Origin of the sequence: Mesorhizobium sp. B1-1-1 (assembly GCF_006442955.1) — a bacterium.
Lineage (GTDB): Bacteria > Pseudomonadota > Alphaproteobacteria > Rhizobiales > Rhizobiaceae > Mesorhizobium.
Genome location: NZ_VFWW01000004.1, coordinates 370,021 through 389,056, shown reverse-complemented (window position 1 = coordinate 389,056; position 19,036 = coordinate 370,021). Strand labels below are relative to the sequence as shown.

Annotated in this window: 15 protein-coding genes; 10 read left to right on the top strand and 5 right to left on the bottom strand. The window is 65.0% G+C overall.

Annotation, left to right across the window (positions count from 1 at the left end):
• The first annotated feature begins 10 nt into the window (after nt 1-10).
• From FJ986_RS10135 to FJ986_RS10115, 5 genes are all read left to right on the top strand, one after another.
• Nucleotides 11-1,000, top strand: coding sequence for a glycosyltransferase family 2 protein (locus FJ986_RS10135; protein WP_140674173.1), 990 nt, complete (start codon nt 11-13; stop codon nt 998-1,000).
• The gene (locus FJ986_RS10130; RefSeq protein WP_140674171.1) at nt 1,000-1,950 is read left to right on the top strand and encodes a glycosyltransferase; all 951 of its coding nucleotides are present in this window, start codon (nt 1,000-1,002) and stop codon (nt 1,948-1,950) included. The genes FJ986_RS10135 and FJ986_RS10130 overlap by 1 nt, the downstream gene beginning before the upstream one ends.
• A complete protein-coding gene (locus FJ986_RS10125) occupies nt 1,940-2,908 on the top strand; it encodes a glycosyltransferase family 2 protein (RefSeq protein WP_140523580.1) in 969 nt (322 codons plus the stop codon). Before FJ986_RS10130 ends, FJ986_RS10125 begins: the two co-directional genes overlap by 11 nt.
• Before the next feature lie 74 nt (nt 2,909-2,982).
• A complete protein-coding gene (locus tag FJ986_RS10120) occupies nt 2,983-3,879 on the top strand; it encodes a UTP--glucose-1-phosphate uridylyltransferase (RefSeq protein WP_140512943.1) in 897 nt (298 codons plus the stop codon).
• 237 nt (nt 3,880-4,116) lie between these two features.
• A complete protein-coding gene (locus tag FJ986_RS10115; RefSeq protein ID WP_140497157.1) occupies nt 4,117-6,498 on the top strand; it encodes a polysaccharide biosynthesis tyrosine autokinase in 2,382 nt (793 codons plus the stop codon).
• A 92-nt stretch (nt 6,499-6,590) separates the two neighbouring features.
• On the opposite strand, the gene FJ986_RS30445 is transcribed toward FJ986_RS10115, so the two are convergent.
• The 5 genes from FJ986_RS30445 to FJ986_RS10090 all read right to left on the bottom strand — a co-directional run bounded on the left by FJ986_RS30445 (nt 6,591) and on the right by FJ986_RS10090 (nt 11,811).
• The gene (locus FJ986_RS30445) at nt 6,591-7,082 is read right to left on the bottom strand and encodes a hypothetical protein (RefSeq protein ID WP_181171602.1); all 492 of its coding nucleotides are present in this window, start codon (nt 7,080-7,082) and stop codon (nt 6,591-6,593) included.
• 221 nt (nt 7,083-7,303) lie between these two features.
• Nucleotides 7,304-7,624, bottom strand: a complete 321-nt coding sequence (locus tag FJ986_RS10105; protein WP_140674169.1) for a putative quinol monooxygenase — start codon at nt 7,622-7,624, stop codon at nt 7,304-7,306.
• 129 nt (nt 7,625-7,753) lie between these two features.
• Complete coding sequence (locus FJ986_RS10100) at nt 7,754-8,833, bottom strand: acyltransferase (protein WP_140674167.1); 1,080 nt, start codon at nt 8,831-8,833, stop codon at nt 7,754-7,756.
• A 137-nt stretch (nt 8,834-8,970) separates the two neighbouring features.
• Nucleotides 8,971-10,878 carry a propionyl-CoA synthetase gene (locus tag FJ986_RS10095; protein ID WP_140674165.1) on the bottom strand — a complete coding sequence of 636 codons (1,908 nt, stop codon included), beginning with the start codon at nt 10,876-10,878 and terminating at the stop codon, nt 8,971-8,973.
• Nucleotides 10,879-11,121: 243 nt separating this feature from the next.
• A complete protein-coding gene (locus FJ986_RS10090; protein WP_140674163.1) occupies nt 11,122-11,811 on the bottom strand; it encodes a PIG-L deacetylase family protein in 690 nt (229 codons plus the stop codon).
• A 27-nt stretch (nt 11,812-11,838) separates the two neighbouring features.
• Here FJ986_RS10090 and FJ986_RS10085 point away from each other — a divergent pair, with 27 nt between their 5' ends.
• The 5 genes from FJ986_RS10085 (at nt 11,839) to nhaA (ending at nt 18,896) form a co-directional block, all read left to right on the top strand.
• Nucleotides 11,839-12,729, top strand: a complete 891-nt coding sequence (locus FJ986_RS10085) for a DMT family transporter (RefSeq protein ID WP_140624886.1) — start codon at nt 11,839-11,841, stop codon at nt 12,727-12,729.
• 47 nt (nt 12,730-12,776) lie between these two features.
• A complete protein-coding gene (gene hrpB, locus FJ986_RS10080; protein ID WP_140559745.1) occupies nt 12,777-15,368 on the top strand; it encodes an ATP-dependent helicase HrpB in 2,592 nt (863 codons plus the stop codon).
• A gap of 72 nt (nt 15,369-15,440) precedes the next feature.
• Nucleotides 15,441-16,772 carry an ActS/PrrB/RegB family redox-sensitive histidine kinase gene (locus FJ986_RS10075; protein WP_140559744.1) on the top strand — a complete coding sequence of 444 codons (1,332 nt, stop codon included), beginning with the start codon at nt 15,441-15,443 and terminating at the stop codon, nt 16,770-16,772.
• Nucleotides 16,773-16,835: 63 nt separating this feature from the next.
• A complete protein-coding gene (locus FJ986_RS10070) occupies nt 16,836-17,399 on the top strand; it encodes an ActR/PrrA/RegA family redox response regulator transcription factor (protein WP_140497143.1) in 564 nt (187 codons plus the stop codon).
• Nucleotides 17,400-17,699: 300 nt separating this feature from the next.
• Entirely contained in the window at nt 17,700-18,896 is a 1,197-nt protein-coding gene (gene nhaA / locus FJ986_RS10060; protein ID WP_140674161.1) for a Na+/H+ antiporter NhaA, read from the top strand.
• The last annotated feature ends 140 nt before the right edge of the window (nt 18,897-19,036 follow it).

Below are 19,036 nucleotides of genomic sequence, written 5' to 3'. Positions count from 1 at the left end.
AGATCGCCCGATGATGCAAGCGCTCCCCTCCAGCCTGATCGTGATTCCCTGCCTCAACGAGGCAGCCCATATCGGTGTGCTGCTCGACCAGCTCAGCCCCGCGGCCGCGAGGCTCGGCGCCAGGATCGTCGTTGCCGATGGCGGCAGCACCGATGGTACCCCGGCCATTGTCGGCGAGCGTGCGAAGGAAGATCCCCGCATCATCCTGCTCCACAATGAAAAGCGCATCCAGAGCGCGGCGATCAATCTTGCCGTCGCCAGATTCGGCGATGGTGCCGAATATCTGATCCGCATCGATGCCCATGGCGGCTATCCCGCCGACTATTGCGACCGGCTGGTCGAGGAAGCGCTGGCCACGGGCGCCGATTCTGTCGTGGTCTCGATGCTGACCAGCGGCAGCGGCACCGTGCAGAAGGCGGCCGCGGCGGCACAGAATTCAAAGCTCGGCACCGGCGGTTCCAAGCACAGGCATCTGTCCGCCGGAGAATGGGTCGATCACGGCCATCACGCGCTGATGCGGATTTCTGCCTTCCAGGCCGTCGGCGGCTATGACGAGACGTTCAGCCATAATGAGGACGCCGAGCTCGACTACCGGCTGAGACAGGCCGGCTACAGGATCTGGATGAGCGGCAGGACGCAGATGGTTTACTATCCGCGCGCGTCGCTCAGCGGCCTCTATTTCCAGTATCTCGGCTACGGCCGCGGACGCGCCAAGAATGTCCTGAAGCACCGCGTCATCCCGAAGGTCCGGCAGATGGTGCCGCTGCTGGTGTTCCCGGTGGTGGTGCTCGCAGCCTTTTCCTTCGTGCACTGGCTGGCGGCGGTGCCGTTTTTGATCTGGGCGACGGTGTGCCTCGGCTATGGCCTGTGGACGGCGATAAGCCAGCGCAATGCCGAGATCGCGCTTGCCGGCGTCTCGGCGATGGTCATGCATTTCGGCTGGTCCGTCGGTTTCTGGCTGCAGCTTCTCGGTCTCGGTGCACGACGCGGGGTCGCGTGATGGCGGTTACAGGCAAGAACCGCAGCATCGATATCGGCGTGTGCACGTTCCGCCGGCCGGAACTGGCCGACACGCTGCGCTCGCTCGATGCCATGGACAGGCCGGCCGGTTTCGATGTCCGGGTCATCGTCGCCGATAATGACGACACGCCGAGCGCCAGGGATCTGGTGACGGCCCTGGCGCGGGAACTGACGCTGCCTATCAGCTATCACCACTGCCCGGCGCGCAACATCTCGATCGCCCGCAATGCCTGTCTTGACGCCAGCACGTCGGATTTCGTCGCCTTCATCGACGACGACGAGACGGCTTCGCCGCGCTGGCTTGCCGAGCTCGTCGCAACAGCCCAGGCAAGTCGCGCCGCCGCCGTGCTGGGCCCGGTCAAGGCGCGCTATGGGGCCGATGCGCCGGACTGGATGCGGCGTGGCGACTTCCATTCGACCTTGCCGGTCTGGGTGCGCGGCGAGATCCGCACCGGCTACACCTGCAACGTGCTGCTCGACATGGGGTCGGACAGCCTGCGCGGGCGCCGCTTCAGCCTGGCGCGTGGCCAGACCGGCGGCGAGGACACCGAATTCTTCGACCAGATGCACAAGACAGGCGGCACGATCGCGTTTTCTCCGGAGGCTTGGGTGGACGAGGTCGTGCCACGGACCAGGGCCGCGTTCGACTGGCTTGGCCGCCGCCGCTTCCGCGTCGGGCAGACGCATGGCCATCTCCTGGGGCGCAATGCGAGCGGCATTGGCCTGCTCAAACAGGTCGCCATTGCCTCGGCAAAGGCAGCCTATTGCTTCGCCGCGGCGTTTCCCTTCCTTGCCAGCCCCGTGCGGCGGAACCGCAGCGTGCTGCGCGGCATTATGCATGTCGGCGTCGTCAGCGGCCTTGTCGGCATCCGCGAGATTCGTCTCTACGGCCAGCCCTCGCCACAGGAAGGAGGCAAGCGTGCAGCCTGACGTCAGCTTCGTCCCGGACGTTTCCTTCGTCATTGCAGCCTACAACGCCGAGGCGACCCTCGACCGGGCGATCGCCAGCGCCATCGCGCAGAAGGGTGTCAGCGTCGAGGTCGTCGTCGTCGACGACAAGTCGCGCGACGCCACGCTCGACGTGGCAAGGGCCTATCCGCAGGACATCGTGCGCGTCGTGGCGCTCGCGCAGAACAGGGGCCCCGGCGGCGCCAGGAACGCCGGCCTCGAGGCTGCCCGCGGCCGCTGGGTCGCGGTCCTCGATTCCGACGATGCGGTCTATCCCGGCCGCATCGCCGCCATGATCGCGCGGGCCGAAAGGGCGGGCGCGCAAATCGCCGTCGACAACCTCCAGGTCGTCCGCGAGGACGGCGTGATCGAGGATGCGATGTTCCCGACGCGCTATCTGGAGGAATTGGGCGAGATCTCGCTGGCCAGCTATATCGCCGGCAACGTCGTCTTCGAATCGAAGTTCAATCTCGGCTATCTCAAGCCGATCTTCGAGCGCCGCTTCCTGGAAGAAAACGGACTTCGCTACGACGAGGACCTGATCATCGGCGAGGATTACATATTTCTGGCCAACGCCCTGGCCAAGGGCGGCAGGTGCGTGGTCGAGCCTGACATCGGCTATGCCTATCACATCCGCAGCGGCTCCATTTCGCGCGTGCTCGAGCCTCATCATGTCGAGGCGATGCGCAAGGCCGATGCAATTTTCGCTCAAAGCCATCAGATGGACGCGGCCGCGCAAGCGGCCTTCGCCCGGCGCAGCCGCAGCCTGCGCAAGGCAGCCTCGTTCCTGTCGATGGTCCAGCACATCAAGGCGCGGTCCCCGCTCAAGGCGATCCGGACGGCGCTCAGCGACCCGGCGGCGGTCAGGCATATGGGCATGCCGATCGCCGTGCGGTTGCGACGAGTAGCGGCACAATTTGCCGTGGGGGCGGGGAGGTGAAGATGCAGGCACATGGAGGGATTTTTCCTGGCCTGCGAATGGACTGAAGTCGATCTTCTCAGAAGGAATTTGCGATGAAGAAAATCAGGAAGGCCGTGATACCGGTGGCGGGGCTTGGAACGCGGTTCCTGCCGGCGACCAAGTCGATGCCGAAGGAAATGCTTCCCGTCGTCGACCGGCCGGTCGTGCAATACGCCGTCGATGAGGCCTTCGAGGCCGGCATCGAGCACATCGTGTTCGTGACCGGCCGCAACAAGGCGGTCATCGAGGATTATTTCGACCTGCATCCGGAATTGATCGGAACACTGGAGCAGAGCGGCAAGAAGGCGCAATTGCAGTCGTTGGAAAGCCTGCTGCCGGTGGCCGGCGCCACCAGCTTCATCCGCCAGCAATCCCCGCAAGGCCTTGGCCACGCCGTCTGGTGCGCGCGCGAGGTCATCGGCAACGAGCCCTTCGCCCTGCTTTTGCCTGATATGGTTTCGTTCGGCGGCCGCGGCTGCCTGGCCGAGGTCGCCGACCTCTATGCCGAGACCGGCGGCAACGTCATTGCGGTCGAGCGCTGTGACCCGACCGAGACCAACAAATACGGCATTGTCGGCCGCGGCGCCGACATTGGCGGCGGTTTCGAGGTGACGGCGATGGTCGAAAAGCCGGCGCCGGCCAATGCGCCGTCGAACTTCTACATCAACGGCCGCTATATCCTGCAGCCCGAGATCTTCGCCCTGCTCGGCAACCAGCAGCGCGGCGCGGGCAATGAGATCCAGCTGACCGACGCCATGGTCCGCCTGGCGCAGGAGCAGTCCTTCTTTGCCCAGCCTTTCAAGGGCCGCATGTTCGACTGCGGCTCGAAGGAGGGCTTTATCCAGGCCAACATCGCCTTCGCCTTGGCGCGCGACGACATGAAGGGTCCGGTTTTCGAGATGCTCCAGGAGTTCGTCCGGTCGCATGAACGACAGGAAGAAGCCGCATAATGCCCATGTTTCGGGAGCATTGTCGAACGGCTGACGGTGCGATGCGCGCAACGCCCTGTGGCGTCCGGCATGGAACTTGCGTTGCTTTTTGGCAATGCTCCCGATCTTCGAAGTGCCTGGGAGCCAAGGCATGATCCCGGAAAGCGCAAGGCGGTTTTCGGAAAAGATCATGTTCAAACAGTGAGATAGAGCCCATCCCGATGATTGGGATGGACGGGCTCTGGAATTGGACCGAAGATGAACTATGCCAACTTTCCTCTCGACAAGAGGATGCCATTGCCGAATTCGGAAGCAGGAGACGGCGAAGACTTCATCGATGTCGAGCGGCTGCTTGGCATGGCAGCGCGGCAGGCCAAGGTGGTTGTCCTGGGCGCGGTCATTGGTCTTGTCCTGGGCCTGCTCTATCTGCAGACCACGCCGCCCAAATACCAATCGGTCTCGAGCGTGCTGATCGATGAGGGGCTGAACAAGATCGTCGACGACATTTCGGCGGCGTCGACGACCATGCAGACCGATTCGGCCATCCTGAGCCAGATCGAAATCCTGACCTCGACGCGGCTTGCCGCCGTGGTCGTCGACAAGCTGAAGCTCGACCGCAACGACGCGTTCATGAACCCGCCCCAGTCGGCGCTCGCCCAGGGCATCGGCCTGATCCGTGGCCTGATCCAGTATGTTCGCCCCAGTCCTCCCATGCCGGGCGTCGGCGACGTCACCAAGCTCGACCCCGCCACCCGCGATGCGCTGATCGCGACCTCACGTCGCGACTACGCGATCCTCAAATTGCAGAACGAGGTGCAGGCGGAGCGCGTCGGGCGAAGCTATGTCATCGCGCTCGGCTACCAGGCGACGGACCCGGCACTGGCGACCGCGATCACCAAGGCCTATGCCGATGCCTATCTCGCCGACCAGCTCGACGCCTCCTTCGATGCCACCGAGCGCGCCGCGGTCTGGCTGCAGGGCCGGCTGACGGAACTGCGCGAAAGCTCGCAGGCGGCATCGTTAGCGGTCGAGAAATTCAGGGCCGAGCACGGCCTGTCCGCCAACAGCGACGGCCAGCTGATGAGCGCCAAGCAGCTTGCCGACCTCAACGCCCAGCTTATCGTTGCGCAGGCCGATACGGCCCGGGCCAGCGCCCGCTACCAGCAGTACAAGTCCATCGTCGAAAGCGGCTCGGAGAACGCCTTCAAGGATGCCGCCATATCGAGCGACCAGCCGAGCAGCTCGGTCATCGCGGCGCTCAAGACGCGCTATCTCGCCGTCGCCAAGCGGCAGCAGGATGTCGAGGCCAATTTCGGGCCGCAGCATCCGCAGGCGGTGGCGCTCGCCAAGGAGAAGGCCGACATATCGGCGCAGATATTCGGCGAGTTGAAGCAACTGACCGAAAGCTATCGCAACGAATATGAAGTGGCGCTGGCGCGCGAGACCGCGCTCAGGGCCAATGTCGCCGCGGCGCAAGGCAAGAGCGCCATCGACAACCAGTCGCAGGTCAAGCTGCGTGAACTCGACCAGAAGGCGACGGCGCTCTCCACGCTCTACCAGACATTCCTCGGCCGCTACGAGGAAGCCGCCCAGCAGCAATCCTTCCCGGTCGGGAAGATCCGCATCATCTCGGATGCATCGACGCCGCTCAGCGCCTCCAGCCCGCGCACGGTGGTGGTGCTGGCGCTCTCGCTTGTGCTGGGCACGTTGATGGGTGCCGGGCTCGGCGGCCTGAACGAATTCAACGAGCGTTTCTTCAGGACCGGCGAGGATGTCCGCGACCGCGTCGGCCTCAAATTCCTCGGTTATCTACCTGTCATCGGCGGCAAGACCGCCAGGGAGGAAAAGCCGGCCGACCCGGATCTCAAAACCGCCAAATCGCCGGCCGCCGCCGAAAAGCGCGCGCGCATGCGCGTCAGCGTCGATGCTCCGGCGTCGATGTTCTCCGAGACGCTGCGCAGCGCAAAGATCGCCTTCGACGTCGTCATGGAAGGGCAAGGCAGCCGCGTCATCGGCGTCATCTCGGTCCTTCCCGGCGAAGGCAAGTCGACGGTCGCGGCCAATCTGGCCGGACTGCTCGCCGCCAACGGCGCCAGGACGCTGCTGATCGACGGCGACCTGCGCAATCCGGGCTTGAGCCGCAGCCTCGGCATGGAGGCCGAGCAGGGACTGATGGAAGCGGTGGTGAGCGGCCAGACCTGGCAGTCGGTCGGCAAGATCGACCGGCAGACGAAGCTGGCGATCATTCCGGCCGTGCTGCGCGGCAATTTCTCGCATACCAGCGAGCTTCTCTCCTCGGCCGGCATGCGGCGCTTCATCGACAACGCCAAGGAGACCTTCGAATACATCGTCGTCGATCTGCCGCCGCTGGGGCCGGTGGTCGACGCCAAGGCCTTCGCGCCGCTTGTCGACGGCTTCGTGCTGGTCACCGAATGGGGCCGCACGCCGCGCGCGATGGTGAGATCGATGCTCGAATCCGAACCCTATGTCGCCAACAAGATCGTCGGCGCGGTGCTGAACAAGGTCGATCTCAAGAAGCTCGCCAAATACGGCTCGTTCGGAGCGTCCGAAAAATTCTTCGGCCAGTACTCGAGCTATTATCTCGACAAGACCGAAGTGCGCAGCAAGACAACGGTCTGAGTTCAACCGTGGCGATTTCCGTGCCTGAGTGACGAGGCAGGTCATCGCCTATGTGGCCACGGCGGGCTACAGTGGGAGTCTAAACCCGGGCATCATCCGGCAGGCAATGTCAGCTTACGCGGCCAATAGCGGCTGGCCACCAAAAGACTGAGATGGACGACAACTATTCCGAGGATGCCTGCCAAAGCCTTCAGCGAGCCGTCCGAAAGGCGCGCATGCCGTCCGGGTTCGAGGAGCTGCATCAGCTCCAGCACAGTGGCTACGACGACAACTATAGTGACAGTTCCAGCCAAGCGGTTTGGAAAGCCGAGCCCCATCGCCACGCCGAACAGAACGTAGGCGAGGGCGCGTTCGAAATCTGGGTCACCCAGGTGGGGCCGCATCTGGATTGGCGACAGCGTCGCGAAGACAATGACGGCGAGCAAAGCAAGGGCGGCAATGCGAGAGATGAGGGTCATTGCCGTTCGTAAAGCGAACAAGCCGGCGAAACAAGTACGGGCATCTTCAAGGGTCGAATTTATAACGAGGTAGCTTCCGTACTGCTTGGCGGATTCAAGCAGCCGCGCCCGATCCAAAGACGCCATGCTAGCCCGTGACGCCCGGTTTCTTTGGCTGATTGGCGATGTCTATGAAATGACATCCGGAGCAATATCGGATTGTGCGGAATCGACGCGCTTTGAGGTTGGCGACATGGATTGGAAGCAGGTCGGCCCCAGAGCAGATCAGTCTATTTCGCTTGCCAGCGATTTCGACGGCAGGTCGGTCGTCCGCTCTGGATGGACGGCGGTGTCGATCCAAGCCCTGGTCAGTTTGAGTTCTGACCGGGTTTCGCAGACAGCGCGATCGGGTCGGTTTCGATAAGCCGAAGCGACCGCACCATGTTCGCCGTTTGCGTCTTGTACTTGAGAAAATGCGGTGTGGTCAGATGGGCTTCGTACGCCGTCTGATCGGCGTAGCATTCGATCACGCGCACCTTTTCAGGCGCACCTTTTTCCGACACGGCATGAAGGAAAAGCACGCCCGGCTCGATTCGCACGGAGGCCTCGATCTCTTCGGTAATCAGGGCCTTGTAGCTGTCGATCTGGTCAGGATCGATTGCCAGTTCGGCTATCCTGACGATCCGCATCGATTGGTCCCTAGCTTTGTACAGGGCCGCGACTCACTATCCAGGCCTCGGAACCCTGCGGCTGGACAGTGCGCTCCTGCGAGGAAGGCACCGAGGTGCCCGTTGGTCAATTGGTCAACAAGATCGCGACTACGCGGCCCTGAGCCGGTAGCGGAACACCGTGTGGTCGAGCAGCAGCCGGATGCGCGGTTCGGCTTCGGTCGCCACCAGCCAGCTTGCCGCGATCATGGTCGCGCCGACCATTGCCATCGACAGGAGATAGGGAAATCCCGCGCCGACCATCGCGCCGAGCATCGCCGCGCCGATGACGTCGTGGATCAGATAGAGCGGGTAGGTCATCAAGCCGATCCGGCGCCAGCCGCTCCAGCTGAGGTCGAGCCGCAGCGACCACGCCATTAGGGCGATGGCGACCAGGAAGACAAGGATCGGCGGCGCATAGGGCATCGCGGCACCGACCTTGATGCTGTGGACGTCGACCGAGCTGGCGATTTGCAGCACGCCCCCGCCTAGGAACAGCAGGCAGAAGGCCAGGCGCGAGGCCGTCACCGCCTTGAACCGCATCAGCCAGATGAGCACGCCGACGGCGAAAAAAGAGCCATGGTGCACCAGGACGAGCTGCAGCCAGCGTGTCTCGGCGAGGTCGGACCAGCCGAGCGGATAATAGAGGCACCAGAACAGCGTGCTGACGAGGCCGATCGCGATTGCCACCGTCTCCATCAGGTGGAAGCGGCCAAGCCGCAACAGGATCCAGACGACAGCGTAGAAGGCGATCTCGATGCCGAGCGTCCAGTAGACGCTGTCCACCCAAGGGCCGTAGGGCGCGAAAAGGCCGGTGCGAACGAGCCTGATCACGGCATCGGTTGGCCAGCTCAGACCGGTGAGCAGCAGCACCGCCGCGGTCACCGGCGCGCAGATCCAGACCGCCGGCGCCAGCCTTTTCACCCTTGCCTCGAAAAACCGCAGCGGCGTCGAATTCTCGGCGCTGAAGGCGATGACGAAACCGCTGATGACGAAGAATATCTGCACGCCGACCCAGCCGGAGCCGACGAAGGCCATTTCGGGATGGGGCGGGATGCCGCCGGTCGCGCGCGCCGAAACCCCGTCAGGGAATGCCCATACCCAGAAGCCATAGTGATAGAACATCACCATGACGGCGGCCAGGAAACGCAATATGTCGACGCCGCCGAATGTCGCCTTGTGCTGAGCCATGCCGTGCCTTTGGAATGGCCCCCCAAGCCAAACCCTAGAGTCTGTTGTTGCATTGCACAACAAAAGATTGGCCAGATGTGACAGTTGGCGCCGACCGCTCAACAAACGGAAGGATCGGGTCTGCTGCGCCCGATCATCTAGACCCCGATGCCGCGCTCCTTCAGCACAGCCGTGATCTCTTCGAGGATGGCCGGGTCGTCGATCGTCGCCGGCATGGTCCAGTCTTCCTTGTCGGCGATCTTCTGCATGGTCCCGCGCAGGATCTTTCCCGACCGCGTTTTCGGCAGCCGCTTGATCGTCACCACCGTCCTGAAGGCGGCGACCGGGCCGATGCGCTCGCGCACCAGCCCCACCACTTCGCTCTCGATGAGGCCGATCTCGCGCGAGACACCCGCGTTGAGCACGACGAAGCCGAGTGGGACCTGGCCCTTCATCGCATCGGCGATGCCGACAACGGCGCATTCCGCGACATCGGGATGCGTTGCCAGCACCTCTTCCATGGCGCCGGTCGACAGCCGGTGGCCGGCGACATTGATGATATCGTCGGTGCGGGCCATCACGTAGAGGTAGCCGTCCTCGTCGATCATGCCGGCATCGGCGGTCTTGTAGAAGCCAGGGAACTCGTCGAGATAGGCTTGGCGGAAACGGGCGTCGGCGTTCCACAGCGTCGGCAGGCAGCCCGCCGGCAGCGGCAGCTTGACCACGACATTGCCGAGCGTGCCGCGCGGCACCTCGTGGCCGGCATCGTCGAGCACGCGGATGTCGTAGCCGGGCATCGGCACGCCGGGTGAGCCGTATTTCACCGGCAGCAGGCCAAGCCCCGCGGGGTTGATGGTCATTGGCGAGCCGGTCTCGGTCTGCCACCAATGGTCGATGACCGGCACGTTCAGTTTTTGCTCCGCCCATTTGATGGTTTCGGGATCGGCGCGCTCGCCGGCGAGGAACAGCGTTCGGAATTTCGACAGGTCGTATCTGGCGACGAATTCGCCCCTGGGATCCTGCCCCTTGATGGCGCGGAACGCCGTCGGCGCGGTGAACAGGGCGACCACGCCATGCTGCGCGATCATCCGCCAGTAGGTGCCGGCATCGGGCGTGCCGACCGGCTTGCCTTCGAACAGGATGCTGGTGCAGCCATGCAGCAGCGGCCCGTAGACGATGTAGGAATGGCCGACCACCCAGCCGACGTCGGACGCCGCCCAGAACACTTCGCCGGGCTTGACGCCGAACTCGTTTTCCATCGTCCATTCGAGCGCCACCATGTGGCCGCCATTGTCGCGAACGATGCCCTTGGGCTGGCCGGTCGTGCCTGACGTGTAGATGATATAGAGCGGGTCGGTGGCAAGCACTGGAACGCAGTCGACATTGGCACCGGCCGCCCGCTCGCGCGCGACCGCGTCCGCATAGTCGATGTCGTAATTGTCCCTGAGCTCGCAGCGCAATTGGTCGCGCTGCAGGATCAGGCAGGCGTCCGGCTTGTGGCGGGATATCTCGATCGCCTTGTCGAGCAGCGGCTTGTAGGCGACGACGCGGCCGGGCTCCAGGCCGCAGGAGGCCGAAATGATCACCTTCGGCCTGGCGTCGTCGATGCGGGTGGCGAGCTCATGCGAGGCAAAACCGCCGAAGACGACCGAATGCACGGCGCCGATGCGGGCGCAGGCAAGCATGGCGATGGCCGCTTCCGCCACCATCGGCATGTAGATGATGACGCGATCACCCTTGCCGACGCCGCGGTTCTTCAGCACCGAGGTCAGCGCCACCACTTCGCGTTTGAGCTCGGCATAGGTGAATGTCTTCACGGTGCCGGTGATGGCGCTGTCATGGATCAGCGCGATCTGGTCGGCACGCCCGCCGGCGACATGCCGGTCGAGGGCATTGTAGCAGGTGTTGCAGGTGGCGCCGGTAAACCAGCGGCCATAAACGCCGGCTTCCGCATCGAACACCTTGTCGTAAGGCGTGTACCAATCGATGGCGTTCGCCGCATCCGCCCAGAACTTTTCCGGGTCGCGTTTCCAGCCGTCATAGACCTCGTGATAGCGTGAAGCCATCCGTTTCCTCCCCAGGAAGATTTGCCGTCTTGGCAATAGCCTATGCTGTTTTTTCCGGCGATGTCTTCCCTCAATTCGTCTGATCCGGTCCGGTCCTGGTCGCAAAGGTGCGACATCGTGGCCCTCCGGGAAGAAAAGCAACGGTCCGGCCCGGGCGTTCCCATGTGGCCGTGTGCACCGGCGCGTCGGCCGGTGGTCTCGTCGTCGGGCATGGTCACCGCGATCGAGCAGCCGTCTTCCGGGTCAGTCGATCCTTTTTGTGCTCACCATCACCGGTCGGATCGGCGGCGCCGGCGGCAGCAGGTCGCGAATGTCTGCAAACGGAAACATCGGCTCGAAGCGGAAGGCTTCGGCCTGTGATCCCGGCGCGCCGTTGCACTGGCCGGCGCGAAAAAAATTCTGCGTCCGGGCGATGTCGACGAAGCGCTCCGGATCCTGCGACTGGTGCAGGCGGATCGCCTTGGCCTTGATCTCGGCCTGGGCTGATATCTCGACATAGTGGGTCGGGGAGAATCCGGTGCCGCCCATCGTGTCGGCATGCAGCACCGGTACGGCGAACGACGCCGCGATGCGCACGGCGTCCGACAGCGCGCGGTGGTCGGCGTGATAGTCGTTGGACGCATGGGTAATCACCAGATCCGGTCCGGTTTCGCCAATCAGCGTCTTCAGCGCGCCGATCAGCGCGGCATCCGCCACCAGTCCGCCGTCGTGAAAGTCGAGGAAGCGCGGCGCCGCCCCGAGCAGCGCGGCCGCGGCCGTTGCCTCCTCGCGACGGACACGGGCGAGAACCGTGGGATCGCTCTTGCCGCCCCTGGCACCATCCGTGGCTATGGCAAAAATCAGTTCTGCGCCTTGCGCCGCATAGGCCGCCATCGTACCGAACATGAATATCTCGATGTCGTCAGGATGCGCGCCGAGCGCCAGTATTTTCAACGCTTCTCTCCCCGGAAATGGAAAAACGTGACGAACGGAATCCTGCTCGCCCTGATCGCCTATGCAAGCTATTCGGGCAGCGATGCCGTTGTCAAAAGCCTGGGCGGGCAGTTCACGGTGTTCGAGATCGGTTTCTTCTCGATATTGTTCGCCGGCTGTTTGCTCTTCTTCACCCGGCCGGCGGACGAGCGTTGGCGTGATTTCTGGCGCACCAAACGACCCTGGGCGGTGCAGGCGCGCGCCTGGGCGGGTATCGCCTCGGGCGTGCTCAGCGTCTATGCCTTCACCACCATTCCGCTGGCCGAAGTCTACGCGCTCGTCTTCCTGGCGCCGCTCTGCGTCACCATCCTCTCCACGGTCGTCCTCAAGGAAAAGGTGGGTCCATGGCGCTGGCTGGCGGTGGTCGCCGGTTTTGCTGGCGTCATGCTGGTGGTGAGACCGGGTTTTCGCGAACTCAATCTTGGACACCTCGCCGCCTTTGGCGTGGCCTTTCTGGCAGCCGCCAGCGTCATCCTGATGCGCTCGCTGGCAAAGCAGGAAAAGCGCACGACCATGCTCGGCGTGCTGATCGGCTACGGCCTGTTGTTCAACGGCATCGGCATCGCCGCTACCTCGTTCACGCTTCCCGACGCAAGGCAGCTTGCATGGCTGATAATGGCCGGCGCCTTCACCGCATGCGGACAATTGCTGCAGCTGCTGGCCGTCAAATACGCGCCCGCCAACCGGATCGCGCCGACGCATTACTCGCAGATGGTCTGGGCGGTCATCCTCGGTGCGCTGTTCTTCCGGGAATATCCCGACTGGCTGTCGCTGGTCGGCCTCGCGGTCGTCGGTGGGTCCGGCCTGCTCACCATGGTGCGCGAGGAAGTACGGTTGGGCACGGTGCGCTGGAACCCGTTTTCGCGCACCCGGCTTTGATCTGGCGCCGGTTGCATGGCAACCACGAGCGCTGATATGCGGGCGCGATGACGACAAAAGTCTTGCCGGAGCTTCCGGTATCCGCCGTGCTGCCGGCGCTGGGCCATGCACTCGGCTCCGGCAACGGCGCCGTGCTTGTGGCGCCGCCCGGCGCCGGCAAGACGACGCTGGTGCCGCTGGCGCTGCTCGATGCGCCATGGCTGGGCACGGGCAAGATCGTGCTGCTGGAGCCGCGCCGGCTCGCCGCCCGCGCCGCCGCCCGCCGCATGGCCGAATTGCTTGATGAGGAGCCCGGCGCCACCGTCGGCTATGCCATGCGCATGGAGAACCGCACTTCGGCCCGGACAAAAATACTGGTCGTCACAGAAGGTGTGCTGGCGCGGATGATCCTTGACGATCCCGAACTGCCCGGAATCTCGGCCGTGATCTTCGACGAATTCCACGAGCGCTCGCTCGACGGCGATTTCGGCCTCGCTTTGGCGCTCGACGTGCAAGGCGCGCTGCGGCCGGACCTGCGCGTCTTGGTGATGTCGGCGACGCTGGACGGCGCCCGTGTCGCGAAGCTGTTGTCGGGCGCGCCGGTGATCGAAAGCGAAGGCCGTGCCTTTCCCGTCGACATCCGCTACGACGAACGGCCGGCCGGCATCGCAATCGAAGATGCCATGGCCAAGGCGATCCGCTCCGCTCTTGCCGACGAGAGCGGCAGCGTGCTTGCCTTCCTGCCCGGCCAGCGCGAGATCGAGCGCACCGCCGAGCGGCTTGCCGGCAAGGTCGGCGCCGACACCGATATCGTGCCGCTCTACGGCATGCTCGATGGCAAGGCGCAGGACGCGGCGATCAGGCCGGCGCCGGCGGGCCGCCGCAAGGTGGTGCTGGCTACGTCGATCGCCGAGACCTCCATCACCATCGACGGCGTGCGGGTCGTCATCGATTCCGGCCTGTCGCGGCTGCCGCGCTACGAGCCGGCCAGCGGCCTGACGCGGCTGGAGACGGTGCGCGCCAGCAAGGCCTCCGCCGACCAGCGCGCCGGCCGTGCCGGACGCACGCAGGCCGGCGTCGCCATCCGACTGTGGCGCGCCGAACAGACGGCGTCGCTTCCAGCCTTCACCCCGCCGGAAATCCTCGAGGCCGACCTTTCCGGCCTGCTGCTTGACTGCGCCGCCTTCGGCGTCGCCGATCCGACGAGCCTCGCCTTCCTCGATCCGCCGCCGGCCCCGGCGCTCAACGAGGCAAGGGCGCTGCTGCGCGCGCTTGATGCCATCGACGAGGCGGGGCGGCTGACGGAAGCGGGCGCCGCGATGCGCAAGCTCGCTCTGCCGGTGCGGCTGGCGCATATGGTCGCCGAGGCGGCCCGCGGCGGCCATGCCGGCGAGGCGGCCATGCTCGCGGTGCTGCTGACCGAGCGCGGGTTGGGCGGTGACGGCGCCGATCTCGAACGCCGGCTGATGCGCTTTCGCCAGGAAAGATCGCCGCGCGCCACCGCCGCGCGGCAACTCGCCGAACGCCTGGCGAGGCAGGCCTCTTCACCCTCCCCCTTATGGGGGTCCGAAGGACGGGCGAGACCCGTGGCTCGCCCCGGAACGTCGATCCGCGAAGCGGAGCGGGGCGGGGGGCTTTGGCGCCGCACCCCCACCCCGGCGCTACGCGCCGACCCTCCCCACAAGGGGGAGGGTGGCAGCGCTGGTCCTCTCCTCATCCATGCCTGGCCCGACCGCGTCGCCAAGGCGCGCGGCGAGCGCGGGCGTTTCGTGCTGGCCAACGGCTCCGGTGCCATGCTCGATGCTGCCGATCCGCTTGCCGGCGAGGCGTTTCTGGTTGTCGCCGACCTGCAGGGCAAGGCGCAGAATGCGCGCATCACGGCGGCGGCGGCGATCAGCGAGGACGATATTCGTTCAGCACTGGCGGAAAGGATCGAAACCCGCAGGCAAACGAGCTTCGATCGCGAGCGCCGCGCCGTGCGCGTGCGCGAAACCGTACGCCTCGGCGCTATCACGCTGGCCGAGCGCATGCTGCCTCCGCCAACCGGCAATGAGGCCGACCGCGCCATGCTTGACGCCTTGCGCGAACATGGACTTTCGCTGCTGAGCTGGAGCAAGGAGGCCGAGACGCTGCGCCAGCGCCTGTCCTGGCTGCATCGCGGCCTTGGGGCGCCGTGGCCCGATATGTCCGACACGGCACTTATCGATCGCCTCGACGACTGGCTGCTGCCGTTCCTGTCGGGTGCCGCATCCTTCTCGGCCATCGATCCGGGTGTCGTCCCGGCCGGGCTGACGGCGCTTGTGCCGCACGATTTGCAGCGCCGGATCGACGCGCTTGCGCCGACCCATTTCGACGTGCCGTCCGGCAGTCGCGTGCCGATCCGCTATGACGGCGAATGGCCCGTTTTGGCGGTTCGTGTCCAGGAACTGTTCGGCCTCGACCGGCACCCTGCAATCGCAGGCGGCACCGTGCCGCTGACGCTCGAACTGCTGTCGCCCGCGCACCGGCCGATCCAGACGACGCGCGACCTGCCCGGTTTCTGGCGCGGCTCCTGGGCCGATGTGCGCGCCGACATGCGCGGCCGCTACCCCAAACACGTATGGCCGGAAAATCCGCTGCTCGCCGCCGCCACCAGCCGCGCCAAGCCGCGCGGGACGTAGTTGCTTGGCGATTGGCGCAAACGCCATCGCTTCGTCATCCACCTAGCGCTGGCCGCTTCGCGGCTGTATTTCATGGCCATGATCAACGTATTGCGTTCTCCCGACTTCCAGCAGAGCCAGCGACTGCGCCTCAACACGCTGATCCGGCTGCGCTGGCTTGCCATTGTCGGCCAGAGCGTGACGGTGCTTTTCGTCGCCTACGGCCTGAAATTCCCACTGCCGGTCAGCCTGTGCTTTGCCCTGATCGCCTGTTCGGCCTGGATGAACCTGCTCCTTGCCTTTCGGTTCCCGGCCGCGCACCGGCTCACGCCGTTCGCCGCCTTCGGCATCCTGATCTTTGATAGCCTCCAGCTTGCCGGCCTGCTCTACATGACCGGCGGCCTTACCAATCCGTTCTCGCTGCTGATGACGGTGCCCGTGGTCATTTCGGCGACGTCGCTGCCCTTGCGCCTGACCGCGGTGCTTGGGGGGCTGGTGATGACGACGGCGACCTTGCTGGTCTTTTTCCACTTGCCATTGCCCTGGCATGAAGGCGCGCCGCTGGCGATGCCCTTCATCTATGTTGCCGGCATGTGGATGGCGGTGCTGTCTTCGATCGCCTTCACCGCCATTTACGCCTTCCGCGTGGCCGCGGAAGCCCGCCTCCTGGCCAATGCGCTCGCCGCCACCGAACTGGTGCTCCAGCGCGAGCAGCATCTGTCGGCACTCGACGGGCTGGCCGCCGCCGCCGCGCATGAGCTGGGCACACCGCTCGCCACCATCACGCTTGTCGCCAAGGAGATGGAAAAGGCGCTCGGCAAGGACGCGAAATACGGGGAGGATGTGACGCTGCTGCGCTCCCAGAGCGAGCGGTGCCGCGAGATCCTCAAGCGCCTGACCAGCCTGTCGTCCGAGGGAGAGGCGCATTTGTCCCGCCTGCCGCTGACCTCGCTGGTCGAGGAGGTCACCGCGCCGCACCGCGACTTCGGCATTTCGATCAAGCTCAGGCCCGGCGAGCGCAGCGGCCCCGAGCCGGTCGGGCGCCGCAATCCCGGCGTCATCTACGGCCTTGGCAATTTGGTGGAGAACGCCGTCGATTTCGCCCGCGAGAGCGTCACCGTGCGCTGGAGCTGGGACGAGGCCACCGTCTCCTTCTCGATCATCGATGACGGTCCCGGCTTTCCGCCCGAGATCATCGACCGCATCGGCGAGCCCTATATGTCGACACGCCAGGGCACGGAGGCCGGCGGCGGGCTGGGGCTGGGCCTGTTCATCGCCAAGACATTGCTCGAGCGATCGGGCGCCACGCTCGACTTTCGCAATTCGAGCGGACTGGGCGAGGGCGCCATGGTGCGGATTTCATGGCCTAGAAATGTTTTCCTGAACCCGGAATCGGCGCCCGCGACGATGTTTGACACCGCGTGAATTGGACAATCGCCCCGCAAAACTATATCTGCGTAAAATTAAGGCAGCAGGAATTTCAAGACGATGACAGGCGATGAAAACAGTGGCGCAATGGTTGAGGGCGAGGACACCTCGCTTCTGATCGTCGACGACGACAAACCGTTCCTGACCCGTCTGGCCCGCGCCATGGAAACCAGGGGGTTCGTGGTCGAAACGGCCGAGAGCGTCGAGGAGGCGGTCGGCAAGGCACGCGCCAATCCGCCCGCCTACGCGGTGGTCGATATGCGGCTTGGCGACGGCAACGGCCTCGACGTCGTGGCCGCCATCCGTGAGAAGCGCGAGGATTCCCGCGCGATCATCCTGACCGGCTACGGCAACATCGCCACCGCGGTGACGGCGGTGAAGCTCGGCGCCGTCGACTATCTGTCGAAGCCGGCCGACGCCGACGACGTCTTTGCCGCGCTAACCCGCACGGCCGGCGAGCGCGCCGCGCCCCCGGAAAATCCGATGTCGGCCGACCGCGTGCGCTGGGAGCACATCCAGCGTGTCTACGAAATGTGCGAGCGCAACGTCTCCGAGACCGCGCGCCGCCTCAACATGCATCGCCGCACCCTGCAGCGCATCCTGGCCAAGCGCGCGCCGCGCTAGGAGTGTGCGCGCTGAGCAATTCCTTCGGACCGGTTTCTGCTTACGGGGAAGCATCCAATTGTCGAACTCGGCGCCGCCCCTCACCTGCCTGCCGGCATCCTCTCCCCGTATAGTGACGGGGAGAGGGGCGCTGTCATCGCCGATTTCGCTAACCACCAGCGTTGCAAAAAGGCGCCGACGCTGCGGCCAGCCTCTTTCTCCCCGTCACTATACGGGGAGAAATGCCCGGCAGGGCAATGAGGGGCGGCGCCGGCCTCGACAATAAAGCCTGCCGGACAGGGCGGCATAACGGAGGGTGAAATGCGGGACTTGAAACAGCGGCCGGTTTCCGTCCTGCGCGAATTTCTCGACAGCGAGGCGGCCGGCGGCATCATGCTGATGGTGGCGGCGGCATTGGCCTTGATCGTCGCCAACTCACCGCTTTCCGGAACCTATTTTGCCGTCCTCCACGCCTATCTCGGCCCGCTCAGCGTGTCGCACTGGGTCAATGATGGGCTGATGGCGGTATTCTTCCTGCTCGTCGGCCTGGAGATCAAGCGCGAGATGCTGGACGGCCAGCTCTCGACCTGGCCGCGCAGGGTGCTGCCCGGCATCGCGGCGGCCGGCGGCATGGTGGTGCCGGCGCTGGCCTATGTCGCCATCAACCGTGACAATACGGCCGCGCTGTCCGGCTGGGCGATCCCGACCGCCACCGACATCGCCTTCGCGCTCGGTGTGCTGTCGCTGCTCGGCAATAGGGTGCCGGCCTCGCTGAAGATCTTCCTCACCGCCCTTGCCATCATCGACGATCTCGGTGCGGTGATCATCATCGCGATCTTCTACACGAGCGGCCTGTCGCTTGCCTATCTGGGCGCCGCCTTCGCGGTCATCGCCGCGCTTGTCGTGCTCAACCGCATGCGGGTGATGAGCCTCGTGCCCTACCTCGTGCTCGGTGCGATCCTGTGGGTGCTGGTGCTGAAGTCGGGCGTGCATGCCACGCTTGCCGGCGTGGCGCTGGCGCTGACCATTCCGCTCGAACGCACCGCCGGCATCGAACACGATCTCGACCATTCGCCGCTGCACCGGCTCGAGCACGGCCTGCACGCAATAGTGCCTTTCGTGGTCATCCCCATCTTCGGCTTTGCCAATGCCGGCGTTTCGCTCGCCGGCTTGAGTGTCGGCGCGCTGTTCGAGCCGCTGACGCTCGGCGTCGCCGCCGGCCTCGTCGTCGGCAAGCTGGTCGGCGTGTTCGGTTCCTCCGCGCTCGCCATCCGCTTCGGTCTCGCCGACCTGCCGGCCCATGCCGGCTGGCTGCACATGATCGGCATCTCGCTGCTGTGCGGCATCGGCTTCACCATGAGCCTGTTCATCGGCCTGCTCGCCTTCGCCAGCGACGTCGCGCTGCAGGACGCGGTCAAGGTCGGCATTCTCTCCGGCTCCCTGGTCGCAGCGCTGCTCGGCGCGGCCGTCCTGCTGATGGCGCCGGCGGCGACTGAGGTGGATGAGGGCGAGGAGTAGGGGCCTATCAGCGACTTCAATGCACTCTTTTCGAGGTCGCGCTGCCCCTCATCTGCCTGCCGGCATCTTCTCCCCGTATAGAGACGGGGAGAAGGGGTGACGCGACCCCTTGGCGCTTTCTTCCATAAGTTGGCGAATCG

Excerpts from the sequence above, each read along its gene's own strand:
- FJ986_RS10135 (WP_140674173.1), top strand. The coding sequence starts at position 11 with ATGATGCAAGCGCTCCCCTCCAGCCTGATCGTGATTCCCTGCCTCAAC.
- FJ986_RS10130 (WP_140674171.1), top strand. The coding sequence starts at position 1,000 with ATGGCGGTTACAGGCAAGAACCGCAGCATCGATATCGGCGTGTGCACG.
- FJ986_RS10120 (WP_140512943.1), top strand. The coding sequence starts at position 2,983 with ATGAAGAAAATCAGGAAGGCCGTGATACCGGTGGCGGGGCTTGGAACG.
- FJ986_RS10115 (WP_140497157.1), top strand. The coding sequence starts at position 4,117 with ATGAACTATGCCAACTTTCCTCTCGACAAGAGGATGCCATTGCCGAAT.
- FJ986_RS30445 (WP_181171602.1), bottom strand. The coding sequence starts at position 7,082 with ATGGCGTCTTTGGATCGGGCGCGGCTGCTTGAATCCGCCAAGCAGTAC.
- FJ986_RS10105 (WP_140674169.1), bottom strand. The coding sequence starts at position 7,624 with ATGCGGATCGTCAGGATAGCCGAACTGGCAATCGATCCTGACCAGATC.
- FJ986_RS10100 (WP_140674167.1), bottom strand. The coding sequence starts at position 8,833 with ATGGCTCAGCACAAGGCGACATTCGGCGGCGTCGACATATTGCGTTTC.
- FJ986_RS10095 (WP_140674165.1), bottom strand. The coding sequence starts at position 10,878 with ATGGCTTCACGCTATCACGAGGTCTATGACGGCTGGAAACGCGACCCG.
- hrpB (WP_140559745.1), top strand. The coding sequence starts at position 12,777 with ATGACGACAAAAGTCTTGCCGGAGCTTCCGGTATCCGCCGTGCTGCCG.
- FJ986_RS10075 (WP_140559744.1), top strand. The coding sequence starts at position 15,441 with ATGGCCATGATCAACGTATTGCGTTCTCCCGACTTCCAGCAGAGCCAG.
- FJ986_RS10070 (WP_140497143.1), top strand. The coding sequence starts at position 16,836 with ATGACAGGCGATGAAAACAGTGGCGCAATGGTTGAGGGCGAGGACACC.
- nhaA (WP_140674161.1), top strand. The coding sequence starts at position 17,700 with ATGCGGGACTTGAAACAGCGGCCGGTTTCCGTCCTGCGCGAATTTCTC.